Origin of the sequence: Paenibacillus sp. FSL R5-0475, assembly GCF_038004585.1 — a bacterium.
Lineage (GTDB): Bacteria > Bacillota > Bacilli > Paenibacillales > Paenibacillaceae > Paenibacillus_AQ.
Genome location: NZ_JBBORK010000001.1, coordinates 1,424,550 through 1,437,931, shown reverse-complemented (window position 1 = coordinate 1,437,931; position 13,382 = coordinate 1,424,550). Strand labels below are relative to the sequence as shown.

The 13,382-nt window shown below is 45.3% G+C and carries 15 protein-coding genes and 1 pseudogene; 2 read left to right on the top strand and 14 right to left on the bottom strand.

Going from position 1 to position 13,382, the window contains the following annotated elements; all coding sequences use genetic code 11:
* Positions 1-53: 53 nt before the first annotated feature.
* From MKX41_RS06290 to MKX41_RS06255, 8 genes are all read right to left on the bottom strand, one after another.
* Positions 54-287, bottom strand: coding sequence for an acyl carrier protein (locus MKX41_RS06290; protein ID WP_036686493.1), 234 nt, complete (start codon positions 285-287; stop codon positions 54-56).
* 225 nt (positions 288-512) lie between these two features.
* Positions 513-1,262, bottom strand: coding sequence for a 3-oxoacyl-[acyl-carrier-protein] reductase (gene fabG, locus MKX41_RS06285; protein ID WP_042187706.1), 750 nt, complete (start codon positions 1,260-1,262; stop codon positions 513-515).
* Between the two features lie 52 nt (positions 1,263-1,314).
* On the bottom strand, positions 1,315-2,238 hold the full coding sequence (gene fabD, locus MKX41_RS06280) for an ACP S-malonyltransferase (protein WP_042187705.1): 924 nt from the start codon (positions 2,236-2,238) through the stop codon (positions 1,315-1,317).
* Between the two features lie 37 nt (positions 2,239-2,275).
* Positions 2,276-3,265, bottom strand: coding sequence for a beta-ketoacyl-ACP synthase III (locus MKX41_RS06275; RefSeq protein ID WP_139328492.1), 990 nt, complete (start codon positions 3,263-3,265; stop codon positions 2,276-2,278).
* 8 nt (positions 3,266-3,273) lie between these two features.
* Positions 3,274-4,263, bottom strand: coding sequence for a phosphate acyltransferase PlsX (plsX, locus tag MKX41_RS06270; RefSeq protein WP_042187701.1), 990 nt, complete (start codon positions 4,261-4,263; stop codon positions 3,274-3,276).
* A complete protein-coding gene (gene fapR / locus MKX41_RS06265; protein ID WP_042127208.1) occupies positions 4,247-4,843 on the bottom strand; it encodes a transcription factor FapR in 597 nt (198 codons plus the stop codon). Before fapR ends, plsX begins: the two co-directional genes overlap by 17 nt.
* Positions 4,844-5,266: 423 nt before the next feature.
* Positions 5,267-5,440, bottom strand: coding sequence for a 50S ribosomal protein L32 (gene rpmF, locus MKX41_RS06260; RefSeq protein ID WP_019911234.1), 174 nt, complete (start codon positions 5,438-5,440; stop codon positions 5,267-5,269).
* A gap of 69 nt (positions 5,441-5,509) precedes the next feature.
* The gene (locus MKX41_RS06255; RefSeq protein ID WP_042187699.1) at positions 5,510-6,022 is read right to left on the bottom strand and encodes a YceD family protein; all 513 of its coding nucleotides are present in this window, start codon (positions 6,020-6,022) and stop codon (positions 5,510-5,512) included.
* A gap of 310 nt (positions 6,023-6,332) precedes the next feature.
* Between MKX41_RS06255 and MKX41_RS06250 the strand changes: the two genes are divergently transcribed.
* Positions 6,333-7,571, top strand: a complete 1,239-nt coding sequence (locus MKX41_RS06250) for a nucleotidyltransferase (RefSeq protein ID WP_340969146.1) — start codon at positions 6,333-6,335, stop codon at positions 7,569-7,571.
* On the opposite strand, the gene MKX41_RS06245 is transcribed toward MKX41_RS06250, so the two are convergent.
* Positions 7,561-8,598 (bottom strand): SepM family pheromone-processing serine protease, encoded by a 1,038-nt coding sequence (locus MKX41_RS06245; RefSeq protein WP_076282779.1) that lies wholly within the window; start codon positions 8,596-8,598, stop codon positions 7,561-7,563. The genes MKX41_RS06250 and MKX41_RS06245 overlap by 11 nt on opposite strands.
* Positions 8,599-8,750: 152 nt before the next feature.
* Here MKX41_RS06245 and MKX41_RS06240 point away from each other — a divergent pair, with 152 nt between their 5' ends.
* Complete coding sequence (locus MKX41_RS06240; RefSeq protein ID WP_340969143.1) at positions 8,751-9,977, top strand: nucleoside recognition domain-containing protein; 1,227 nt, start codon at positions 8,751-8,753, stop codon at positions 9,975-9,977.
* On the opposite strand, the gene coaD is transcribed toward MKX41_RS06240, so the two are convergent.
* The 5 genes and pseudogenes from coaD to MKX41_RS06215 form a co-directional block, all read right to left on the bottom strand.
* A complete protein-coding gene (coaD, locus tag MKX41_RS06235; RefSeq protein WP_076282781.1) occupies positions 9,949-10,467 on the bottom strand; it encodes a pantetheine-phosphate adenylyltransferase in 519 nt (172 codons plus the stop codon). The two genes, MKX41_RS06240 and coaD, sit on opposite strands and share 29 nt — an antisense overlap.
* On the bottom strand, positions 10,451-11,059 hold the full coding sequence (gene rsmD, locus MKX41_RS06230) for a 16S rRNA (guanine(966)-N(2))-methyltransferase RsmD (protein ID WP_340969141.1): 609 nt from the start codon (positions 11,057-11,059) through the stop codon (positions 10,451-10,453). Before rsmD ends, coaD begins: the two co-directional genes overlap by 17 nt.
* Before the next feature lie 646 nt (positions 11,060-11,705).
* Positions 11,706-12,146, bottom strand: a pseudogene (locus MKX41_RS06225) (DUF6773 family protein).
* 552 nt (positions 12,147-12,698) lie between these two features.
* Positions 12,699-12,803: a sporulation protein YjcZ gene (locus tag MKX41_RS06220; RefSeq protein WP_081389784.1), complete on the bottom strand. Its 105-nt coding sequence runs from the start codon at positions 12,801-12,803 to the stop codon at positions 12,699-12,701.
* A 119-nt stretch (positions 12,804-12,922) separates the two neighbouring features.
* Positions 12,923-13,345 carry a hypothetical protein gene (locus tag MKX41_RS06215; RefSeq protein ID WP_042187685.1) on the bottom strand — a complete coding sequence of 141 codons (423 nt, stop codon included), beginning with the start codon at positions 13,343-13,345 and terminating at the stop codon, positions 12,923-12,925.
* Positions 13,346-13,382 lie beyond the last annotated feature (37 nt).

Sequence of the window (13,382 nt, the reverse complement as noted above, 5' to 3'; positions counted from 1 at the left end):
TAAATGAGGAGAAGCCCCGCCCAAGTTGGAACGGGACTCTCAATCATATGACTCTAGGTATGAGATTGTATGTACTTCACAACTTCACCCACGGTCGTAATCGTCTCTGCATCTTCATCAGAGATTTCCATGTCGAATTCATCTTCCAATTCCATAACCAATTCTACTACATCTAGAGAATCAGCACCTAAATCATCTTTGAAAGACGCTTCTAATGTTACCTCAGCTTCATCGGCACCTAAGCGGTCGATGACAATGCGTTTTACACGCTCTAATACATCGGACATCCGGTTCACCTCCTCTTTTGGTATTATACGAGATATGAGGTCAAAATACCATAGACCGCAAAAAACGCTTTCCTGATCCCTCACATTTCATCTTTAAAACAGCGTAATTTCTCCCAAGCATAAACCCCTTCGGCGTCCTTATAAGGACGGTAAGTGTTTAAGCGAGAAATATAAGGATAAAAGTATAGTGTGAAACTTATACTTTCTTATATTTTCAAAGGAGAATTACATATACATCCCGCCATCCACGTGTAGTGTCTGGCCGGTCATATAAGCGGCGCCTTCAGAAGCTAAGAAAACAACTGTCATAGCTACTTCTTCAGGACGACCAAGGCGAGCTAGTGGAATGCCCTTCTCTAGCTCACTGCGAACTTCTTCAGAGAGCTCACGTGTCATATCTGTATCAATAAACCCAGGAGCAATACAGTTGACGGTGATGCCCCGCGAAGAAAGCTCACGAGCCGATGCCTTCGTTAAACCGATGACACCAGCCTTAGCTGCAGAGTAATTAGCCTGACCAGGGTTACCTGTCACGCCCACAACCGAGGAAATATTAATGATTCGGCCATAGCGCTGTTTCATCATCGGACGTGTTGCTGCCTTAAGGCAATTAAACACACCTTTCAGATTCGTCTCAATCACTTGATCGAACTCTTCCTCTTTCATGCGCATAATCAGGTTGTCCCTAGTAATGCCGGCATTATTGACAACAATGTCAATACGTCCCCAGGTATTAAGAACCTCTTTCACAAGGCTCTCGGCCTGTTCACTATTGCCGACATCTCCACGGAGTGCAATACCCTCCGAGCCAAGCTCGACAATACGGGCTACAGTCTCCTGTGCCGCCGCTTCACTTCCTGCATAGTTCACGGCCACCTTTACACCGTGTTCTGCAAGAGCAAGCGCGATACTACGACCAATGCCACGTGAGCCGCCAGTTACAAGGGCCGTTTGGCCCCGCAATGCTGAGAACATAGTCTAATCCCCTTTCAATCATGATGCTGTTGTCAAAATGTTAAACCATTTCTTACAAAACAGTTTGGACACTTTCAAGTGTATTAATGTTGATTACTTTGACTGTTTTATCTATTTTGCGGATCAGACCTGCCAGAACACTGCCAGAACCAATCTCAACAAAAGTGTCAACACCATCCGCAATCAACCATTCAATACTGTCTTGCCAAAGCACAGGAGAATACACCTGACGAACAAGCAGTTCGCGAATTTCTTCGGGATCTGTTACCGGTGATGCAGTGACGTTAACGATGACAGGTACATTTGGAGTGTTGAAGGTTACTTTCTTCAACTCTTCTGCCAAACGATCTGCAGCAGCTCTCATCATAGAAGAGTGAAAAGGTCCACTTACTTCTAGCGGAATTGCCCGCTTGCCACCAGCTTCTTTAACACGCTGCACAACACCATTAACGCCTTCCTGAGATCCGGAAACAACGATCTGACCTGGACAGTTAACGTTAGCCAGTTCTACAACACCATTCTCTTCAGAGATAGTTTGGCATAATGCTGCCAGCGCTTCACGTTCTGCGCCAAGCACTGCAGCCATTGCACCTTGTCCTCCTGGAACAGCTTCTTCCATGAAACGGCCTCTCAAGCGTACAAGTGTTACAGCATCTTCATATGACAACACACCCGCAGCTACTAGTGCACTGTATTCACCAAGGCTATGACCAGCAACATAATCCGGCTTCAAACCTTGTTCACGTAGAGCTTCAAGATAGGCTACGCTTGCTGTAAGAAGCGCTGGTTGCGTGTTTACCGTTTGCTTCAACTCACTGTCCGGTCCTTCAAAAATCAGCTTACTTAGTGGAAATCCGAGAACTTCATCCCCTTTCTCGAACACTGCACGGCTGTTTGGAAGAGCATCATAAACATCCTTGCCCATTCCAACTGCTTGTGCTCCCTGACCGGGAAAGACGAATGCAATTTTACTCATAAGTATGAACTCCTTCCCGTATAACGGTCTTAGCTTATTACCAGATCAACACAGATGCGCCCCAAGTCAAGCCCCCGCCGAATCCAACCATCAGGACGGTGTCGCCTTCTTTCATACGTCCTTCTTCCGCCGCTTCAACAAGCGCAAGTGGAATGGAGGCAGCCGAAGTATTGGCATATTTATCAACATTGATTACACATTTCTCTGGTGGCAAATCAAGACGCTGCATAGCGGATTGAATGATACGAATATTCGCTTGGTGAGGTACGAACAAATCGATATCTTCCTTACCCAGACCAGCTTTAGTAAGCACACGTTCTGTAGCTGAGCCCATTACACGAACAGCAAATTTAAAGACTTCACGGCCATTCATATAAATGAAATGCTTCTTATCTTCAACGGTTTGCTGAGAGGCAGGCAAGCGTGAACCGCCGGCTTCTAGCTTAAGCAAGTTCCCTCCAGAGCCTTCAGCACCCAGATCAAAGGATTGGAAACCACGACCTTCCGGAACCTCACCAATGATAACTGCACCTGCTCCATCACCAAACAAGACACAAGTATTGCGATCTGTATAATCTGTGATGCGGGATAAAGTATCCGCACCTATAATAAGTGCATTGTTGTACATTCCGTTCTGAATAAAGCCAACCGCAGTAGCTAAGCTGTATACAAAACCAGAGCAGGCTGCTGACAAGTCAAAAGCCGCAGCACCTTTAGCACCCAGCTTATCCTGTAAAATACAGGCTGTAGAAGGGAAAGCACTATCAGGTGTTACTGTTGCAATAATAATAAGATCCAAATCTTCGGCTTTCATTCCAGCGGAATCAAGTGCCTTGAGTGCTGCTTCATACGCTAGATCAGAAGTTGCCTCGTGAGGCGCAGCAATATGTCTCTCGCGGATGCCTGTCCGACTGACGATCCACTCATCGTTAGTCTCCACTATTTTTTCCAGATCGCTATTTGTCAATATTTTCTCAGGTACATATTTCCCAGTTCCTATAATTCCAACCGGTCGCAACTGTCTCATGTCGTCACTCACTTCCCGCTAATTTCCTTGGATATACTTGGCACAAGATCGGCTTGTAGAGCAATCCGCGCTTGTCTTACCGCATTCTTAACTGCATTTCCGTCAGAAGATCCGTGGCCCTTAACTACCAATCCGCTAAGACCGAGTAGTGGTGCACCACCGTGCTCTTTGTAATCCATTTTACCCTTTAAAGCTCTAAGCTCCGGCATCAGCATAGCCGCGCCAAGCTTAGTCTTCAGGGAACGACTAAATTGCTCCTTGAGCAAAGAGAACAAAGCACCCGCCGTACCCTCAAGAGACTTTAGCAAAATATTACCGGCAAATCCATCGCAGACAAGCACATCGCAATTCCCTGTCAGTACGTCACGTGCCTCAACATTACCGATAAAATGAATGCCTGGCAAGTTCTCAAGCAGCGGATAAGCTTCTTTCGTCAGTTCGTTACCCTTTCCAGGCTCCGTCCCTACATTCAGAAGTCCCACACGCGGCTTAGCAATACCATGAACCTTGCTCCGATAAATGCTGCCCATCAGCGCATATTGTACCAGATGTTCAGGCTTCGCATCCATGTTAGCACCAAGATCAAGAGCCAGTACGCCAACATCGTCAAGCGTTGGAATCATAGGCGCCAGTGCAGGACGTTCAATTCCCTGCATCCGACCAACTACGAGGAGTCCTGTGGTCATTAGCGCACCCGTGTTACCCGACGAAATCATAGCATCTGCTTCACCTTCACGCACCATTCGTCCAGCTACAACCATGGATGAGTCTTTTTTACGACGAACTGCCTTAACCGGCTCTTCATCAGAACCAATGACGTCTCCTGCATGACGTATTGTCAGATTAGATGGCTTGTCTTTGAGTAGTGGCTCTAATCTGGCTTCGTCACCAACGAGCACAATCTGCGTATCTTTCCATTCCGCGGCCGCGGACAACGCCCCCTCGACATTACATTCAGGAGCGTTGTCCCCGCCCATGGCATCAATGGCGATCAGCACTATGGTTACCCCCTTCACTGTGTTCATCATTTGCGGACCGATACACTATAAAATGGCCCTGAAACACTAGTTCTTCTCCGACATAGGTGAATACGTCCACCTCTGCTTTGCCACCCCTACCGGCGAGTGACCGCACCTGTGCTTTGGCAATACACTTCTCACCTAGCTGAACTGTGCGTACAAAACGTATATCGGCTGAAGCGGTCAGAGCAATTTCATCGTTGATAACGGCAACCGCAAGCGAGTTCGCTTGAGCAAACACATAGTGACCACGAGCGATCCCATTTCTAGAGAACACATGGTCTTCGCGAATCTCAAATATCGAAATCCCACTCTTGTCCAATTGTAAATCCACAATATCTCCGATGACTTCATCCGCAGGCAAAGAGCGCACCTGATCATAGGAGTGCTCTGCCATTTGCTTCATTCGTTCACGCAGTTCCGGTATCCCCAGCTCCATTCGGTCTAACCGAATCGTCTGAATGCTAACTTTTAGCTGACGAGTCAACTCCCGATCCGTTACAAAAGGATTACCTGCGATTATATGTAGCAGCTGTTGCTGACGTTCTTTCTTGGACATCCGCTCGATTGCGGCTCACCTCCTGGCACGTGCCAAGCATAAACGCCTTCGGTGTCCTTATGGACGATAAGCGTTTAAGCGAGAAATATAAGACATCAAGTATAGGTGCATAACTTATACTTTCTTATATTTTAAAGAAAGCATTCGGCCGCTTGAATGGCCGCTGTTATATTAGGTCAAATAACCTTAAACATTATTTAGAACCAGGTACTAATATGTAGTATAAAGCATGCCGCACCAAAAATAAAGCATTGACTTCTGGGCGGCTTATGTTTGGATAAGCATAAACGCCTCAGCGTCCCTAATAGACGGTAAGCGTTTGTGCAAAAAATATAAGGATAATGTATAGCGTAAAACTTATATATTCTTATATTTCAAAAAAAATAGTACTTCACCGATAGTGAAGTACTATTTATTCCGAAACTATTGTTTGATGATTTCTCTTGCTTTGTAAGTTCCGCAAACTTTACATACGTGGTGAGCCAATTTCAACTCTCCGCATTGTTCGCATTTCACCATGCCCGGCACAACCAACTTAAAGTGGGTGCGACGTTTGTCACGGCGTGTTTTAGACGTTCTACGTTGTGGTACTGCCATGTGTTCCACCTCCTTGTGATATTTCTGTCAGCCTGCTCCTCAGAGCAGAATGTGTTTTGTTGTAATGTTTCATTTGAAAAAGTCTTTCAACCCAGCGAGTCGAGGATCGATCACTGTGTTGTCGCAACTGCAGGTGCCTTCGTTCAAGTTCTGTCCGCATTTCTGACAAAGACCAAGACAGTCTGCCTTGCACAATACCGAATCCGGTAAGTGCAGTACGAAATTTTCTTCCACATAAGGAATAAGATCCACAACCTCATCCTTGACGTAAATGAGTTCCTCATCTTCGTCATCATCTGGAAGAACTGGCTGCTTAAGCCACTTGAAAGTCTCAGCAAAAGGAATGTTCAAATCACTTTTGACCTCCGTGAGACAACGTGAACATAACATGTCCACATCTCCACTCAGTTTTCCCACCACGTTCACACAATCGGTTCCCGCGGGCAGCGCTTTAAGGTCCACTGAGAGCGGAGCAACAGCTAGAATATCCTTGCGCCCTTTGACTACCTCGCTGACATCCACAACATCGTGAATATGTAACGGTTCGTCGGCATTCGCTAATTTGCGAAAGTGAATCTGCATAACTTATCACTCCCAAACAAACAAAATTTATTATACCTAGTATTATATACCTTTGTCAACCATTTTCCCTTTATATTGTTTCAGGAATTGGAGAGAATTATGATATAACTATTAGTGTAAATCAAAATGACAGCATATGCGAACTGAGTTTCTAAATATTAATCCTACTAATCTCTACAAGCATAAAAGACTACAGCATCTTCATAAGGACGATAAGCGTTAAAGCGTGAAATATAAGACATAAAGGATAGGTGCATATCTTATACCTTCTTATATTTTAAATAATGGTTACATACGGAGGGAAGCAGCAGTGACAACAGTTGGAATAATAGCAGAATACAATCCATTACATAACGGACATGTCCATCACTTCACCGAAGCCAAAAGACTATCTGGCGCTGAGCGCGCCATTGTCGTCATGAGCGGTCCCTTTACTCAGCGCGGCGAGCCGGCGGCGGTAAGCAAGCAAGCCCGGACAGAGATGGCGCTACGAATGGGCGCCGACCTCGTCATTGAGCTGCCGGTGGCCTATGCTGTACAGCCGGCAGAATGGTTCGCCTTCGGAGCAGTTGCACTGCTTGAAGCGACCGGAGTCGTGGACAGCTTGTGCTTCGGCTCCGAAGCCGGCACTTTGGGTTCGCTGCTTCCTCTGGCCAGGTATCTGGCAGAGGAAAGCAGCGAACTTCAGAGCGAGATCCGCCGCCGCATGGCGCTCGGAGCGAGCTTCCCCGCCGCGTACAGCGCAGCGGCGGCGGTGGCCTTTGAAGGGACTCTCCATGAAGAGGAGAGTCCCGGCGATGCTGGCGAGCTGCTGCGCCAGCCGAATAACAGCCTTGGCTTGCATTATCTCATCGCCTTGCAGCGGCTAAATAGCAAGATCGAGCCGCTAACCGTTCCGCGAACGGCAGCCGGATTCCATGATCCTTTGCAAGTTGACTCATCGATCGCAAGCGCCACTGCTATTCGCAAGCTGCTGCAAGAAGGCGGCTCTCCAGCAGCATACATGCCGGAATATAGCGTGTCCATATTAGAAAGAGAGCATGCAGCAGGTAGAGGTCCTCTGGAATTGGAGCATTTCCGAGGTCCCCTCCGTCACCTGCTCTCTACACGTACCGCTGCCGAGCTACGAACCATCCAAGACATGAATGAAGGCTTGGAGAATAGAATTCTTCGTCTTATGCCCGATCTTGAGCAATTCTCTATCTCGGGTTTGCTTCAAGCCCTTAAGAGCAAGCGTTATACGCATACACGACTGCAACGTCTCCTGCTACACATTTTGCTGAATCATACAAAGGAAGAAATGACCCCTTCTGTACTAGCGGAGGGGCCCGGGTATATTCGAATCCTTGGTTTTAGAGAAAGTGGACGAGCTCTCCTTAAAGAGATGAAACAAAAAGCAACCTTACCCATCGTCATGCGGCCGTCACTGTGCTCCCATCCACAACTTGAGCGAGACCTTCAAGCCGCGTCTGCTTTCGCAGGAGCTTTTCGAGAACCGCACAGAACCGATATGTATCGCGATTATTTGGAACCTCCGGTCATGGTTTGACCGGCAGTTCCTCCATATACTTCAGTGCTTCATCCAGTGTCGATACGGGTACCAACTTCATAGATGTGCCGATTTTATCAGCTTTCGTTTTGGCTTCGTCGTAATTCTTAACAGGAACGAAAAAAATCTCCGCCCCTTCTCGATCTGCAGCAACAATCTTATGCTTCACTCCACCGATAGCACCTACCACACCCTCAGCGTCGATCGTGCCCGTTCCTGCAACCCTATGACCTTTGGTTAAATCACCAGGCGTAAGTCGGTTGTAAATCTCCATAGTGAACATCAGACCTGCAGAAGGACCGCCAACATTCGTATCCACAAAGCTGACCGCTTTGCCTTGTTCTTTAGGTTTTACCTTTTGAACTGCGGCTATAGTGACTCCAAAACCAGGTCGAACTGCAGTAACATCTTTATCTTTGATCTCGACAAGTGTCACCTGTTCCTTTACTTCCTTACCGTTTCTTTGTAAAACAACAGCGACCTGATCACCGATTTTTTTTGTTGAAAGTAAAGCAGAAAGTGCTTCTGGATCGGGTACCTTCTGGCCTTCTACACTTATGATTCTGTCACCCGGTTGGAATTGTCCTTTATTACTGGCAACCGGAACTGAAAAAACATACAAATAATCCACAACATCCTCATACGGGATTCCTGCAGCATGATAGGCCGCCTGAACGGAGTAAGATTGCGAGCTGTTCATATAAAAAACCTGCTCCGCAGCATACTCATCTTCAGACTTATCTCCTAACCGTGTTTCTTTCCGCACAACCTCTGAATTGGAGTTAAAAACAGAGGCGACCAGCAACGCCACATTAGCGTAACTAGCAGATACTGTAGTCATCATGAAGGTTCCTTCTTCAGCTGGATCAGCATTTTCCACTTTAATCATAGGGGCAACTTCAGAGGCACTACCCGGTTGATATACAATGTACGGGGTGTTCATAAAAACAAATACATACACGATAACTACAAACGTAAAGAGGTAAGCTGTGGCACGGAATCCCGGCCGATGCTTCAACTGCTTCACTACTCTTCCCTTCTTTCCCACGGCACATTTAGGAGTTGAATGTTTGAACTTCATTACCGCTTCGACTAGTGGTTTGGCATGATGGTTGTCTACTCTGCATAAATTGATAACACATCCGCTATGCCTTAAGTTATGAAGAGGTGATTCTAGAAATGAACAATATTAAAATACGCCGGCTAGCTAGTCGCTCCACACCTTTTTTATCTGGGGTGATCGCAATCCTGTTAGCCATTGCCATCATCATCTCACCAGAAAGCTCTTTCGAGGCTTCTCTCCAAGGGTTAAAGCTCTGGTGGACACTCGTATTCCCTGCACTTCTACCCTTCTTGATGCTGTCTGAGATGCTAACCGCTTCGGGCTTCGTACATGGTTTCGGAGTGCTCCTGGAACCATTGATGAAAAAGGTCTTTCGATTGCCTGGCGCGAGTGGTTGGACTTTGGCGCTTGGAATCACCGCTGGATTCCCCGGCGGGGCCGGAGGTGTAATGCAGCTTCATAAGCAGGGCAGCATTTCGGACAAGGAAGCCGCTCGTCTTGCTTCACTTACGCATTTCGCCAGTCCAGTAACCCTGCTCATTGTGATTGGTGTAGCTTTCCTACATAGTCCTACAGCAGGTTACTTTCTACTTGCTATCCACTGGGTTTCAGGACTTTTGGCCAGTTATACAGACGCTCTTTTAAATGGCCGGCTAGACAATCCGCAGCCTTCTGTAAAAGAACGCACGAAAACCAAACGACCTTCTTTATATATTCGTGTCCAACTTGCAGCCACTGAAGCCAGATCAAGAGATGGCCGAAGCTTCGGTAGACTTCTTGGGGAGTCAGTAGCTACAGCGGTACAAAATTTGATGGTTGTGGGCGGTTACATGATTATGTTCGCCGTGGTCATCAATATCATTACTACGGTACTTCCTGCATTGCCAGCCGCTCTGCCAGCGAGCTTGCTCGAGATTCATTTAGGAGCCGACGCTATAAGCAAAGGGCTCTCGAGCATCGGGGCCGGAGCATCAGGTGTACTAGGCTTGGCCATGCTCTCTGCTGCACTAGGCTGGAGCGGGCTCTGCGCACAGCTACAGGTACTGACGTTGCTTAAACAAGCAAATGTCCGATTCCTCCCCTATGCTGTCGTTCGCCTGATGCATGGCGTTTATGCTTTTTTATTAACACTGCTACTATTGAAACCACTTTTAGTAATAAGTGAGGCTGCTTTGCCTGCGCTCGCTGATTCACAATCCATACCAAACAGAACCATTAATGTAACTGCCATATGGAGCTCTTTTCCACAGTTGCTTAGTTTGCAATCGCTTCTGCTAATCATCCTCCTGGCATTATCCGCAACGATATATCTCGTTAGCGCTTTTCGCCATCGGCTCGATTAAATTTAAGCTTCATCGCCTGTTCCACCTCAGGCGTCACGAAGTCAGACACATTCCCACCAAAATGGGCAATTTCTTTTACAACGCTGGAGCTTAAATAGGAATATTTCGGATTAGTCATCATAAAAATCGTTTCCGCATCCGGATCCAGACTATGGTTGATGGATGCGTTTTGCAGTTCATATTCAAAGTCAGTTACGGTACGAATACCACGTACAATGACTTGAGCATCTTTTTGACGAACATAATTGACTAATAGATCCCTAAAGCTGTCGATTTCCACATTGGGAATATCAGCTGTTGCCTGTCTTAAAAGCTCTGTCCGCTCTTCTACAGTAAACAGCGGGTTCTTACTCAAATTATTAAGCACCGTTACGATTAAACGGTCGAATTGCTTGGATGCGCGCCGAATAATATCCATATGTCCCATAGTCACGGGATCAAAGGTGCCTGGATAGATGGCAACACGTTCTTTTCTAATTTGCTGACTCATTCTCTACCTCCTCACCAGTCTCGCTATCCACAGAAGGATTAGCTTCATACTGATAAATAGAAATTGTCGTTTCTCCGTATACGGCCTGACGCAGCCTATAAAATCCTGGGATATCCTCAGAATAGGCATAACTTGATTCATGCTCCAGAACAATGATTGCGTCCTCTTGCAGCATTCCTTTTTCTACCATAGATAGCATCAGCTCATCTCCGTGCTTCAATCGGTAGGGAGGATCTAGAAAGACTAAATCAAAAACACGTCCCCGCTTCTCCAATGCACTGAGTGCTCTTCCTGCTTCATTTCGGTACACTTGCGCACTCGCTTCAAGATTAGTCGCTTTCAAATTGGCACGAATGGTGTCAATGCTCTTGGGATCCATATCTACAAATACGGCGCTTTCCATCCCTCTGCTTAAAGCTTCGATACCCAAACCACCTGTACCTGCGAACAAGTCCAGTACCGCTCCACCTTCAAAATATGGACCGATCATACTGAATACAGCTTCCTTCACCTTATCGGTTGTAGGTCTTGTTCCACTTCCCGGCACACTTTTTAGTGGTCTTCCTTTTGCACTTCCCGATACCACTCTCACCGTCAATCACCCGCTCTATGTCTCTGTTTGTTATACCCAAAAGGGCATAAGTCCACGCCTATCGTAACACATTTGCGCGATGAAATAAAAAATTTGTCTAGATATGAAAAATGGAAAGATCAAGACTATTCCGATAAATAAGTCTTCCTTATGTATAAGACTGGGCTTCCAGGGACATCATGTAATTATCGACACCACAAATGTCGTAGACAACCGCGGAGCAGGCTTACGTTTCCCCATAAGCTCTTCGTCCGGTTTCTCCTCTCCCATGAAAGGGGCCCTAGAGATAGGGCCCCGAATTTATGTTTAAAGACATTAAAAGTTATTATTATATATGGAATAATCAATACAAAATTACTAGTTTCGGACAATGAGAAAGAAGGACGCACACAGTTGCTTGCGAATGCTGCCGCCTTAGGAATACCCCAAATTTCTGCAATTGCCTCTTGGCTCAAAGATCACGGTCATAGGGAAATATAGGCTCTCGTGCTTATCCTTTCGGAGATCTGCGACGTGCCTTATTTTCAGCTGCGCATTCAACTCCCTCTGATAAAATTAAAGCTCATTCATATTGAATTGGATATGGAAAACGACCTACGGTTATATGAGTGTGGCAAGATAGATGAGGATGAAAAGTCCGCGCATTTCATTCAACTGTATCATCACTACCTAATTCATCATCGATTTGCTGTTGTCTTTTTTTGTTTATATTCCGTAACACTAGGTGTGTAAGAAAATAAACAATTATAAAAGATACAAAGATTAAAATAATGCTCCATACATTTCTTTCTCCCGCCAAAACTATAAGCAACGAAACACAAATTCCGCCTGAAATAATGCTGTTTATGAGCAGCTTTTTATTTGTGTTTCTTCGGGAATCCCAAATATCAACACCAACAGACAAGTGCCGTATCGTTATATATATTCCACTACCAATTAATCAGAAAAACTCGACTGCAAATTGCTCAAACGGAGCATTCATTATGAATTGTTGAATCAGTACTGAAATCAGCAAACAATATACTAATATTTGATAAGCATCACTTTGAATCTTTCTTCTTTGAGATACAACTCGTTCATCATTCATTTTACTTTTTTTCATTATTATCCCTCCCTATAACCAGAATTATAATATATTTATTACATAATGCAATTTATATATTGCATTTAAATGTGAATAAAAAGCAAACTCACACAATAAATTCGCTAAGGAGTATATACATCACAAAAGGACCACCTTTCGGCAGCCCTTTGTTAGTCAGTCAGGGTCGGGGTTACAGATTTCTTCACCTGTTCTAAGGCTGAGGCTTCATTAAAAGAATAACCTGCACGAATTTTAGTTAGCATACTAGACGGTGATAAGTCTTCCCCACTCGTTATCATGACTGTAGGTCTGGACTCTCGTTCAAAAAATCCTTTGAGGTACGTGAAAAGCGACATGATAGAAATAAAAGCTTCCTACCGTTACGACAATGATTAATAGTACAATAATGGAAGAAATCCCGATCAGCATTTTTTATGTACTTCAATACGAGAGTAGAATCCTAACGACTTTTGCTTTGCATGGCATAAATCGAAATAGTACCATAAAGAAAGTCTGCTTCCAGCACGAATGCCAGAAGCAGACTTTTTTATATCTTTAGAATATGCATGCGCTCGTAATAATTACCAATAAGATGAACAATACCAAAATCGCGCCTGTGGAAGTAAAAGCACCACCAACATGACCAAATTCTGCACCCATGAGAAGACCTCCTCCGTATTTTAGAATACATCACAGGATATGTATTAACCCCCCAAGAAGATTGGGCGAACGGTTAAAAATAAAACCCCGCCAACTGCGCGAGGTTAGTGTAAAAATGTTTAATCAGAAACTAAAATACCGTCAAAGCTTTCTGGACCCACACGAACTGTGCCGAGAAGATTAGAAGAAACAAATGCTGTATAAGTGAGTTGAGGAGTGATTGCAGGTAAGAAATCGTCTGCTGAAAAGGTTATGACTTGCGGAGCCAAAATACTTAGACCAAAAGTTGAAGTAGCAGAATATATAAGCGGATCGGTCGGCAAGGTTCCCCTTACAATCGTAATTGTGATACCCACTAAAGCTAAAGGAAGCGTTACAGAGATCGTTCCTTTAAGCAGCACACGCGGATTTGTAGTCACTCCTGCAGTCAACAACCCAATCTGTCCAAACAGCTGTGGAGTATTTAGAACTGTTATAGGAATGGCTATAGAGTTGGCGAGGCTGGCATTTTGCGACGTTCTTGCATCAAGATAAGTTCCCATTGTTGCACCCCCTTTATAATTGACATAAGATAATATA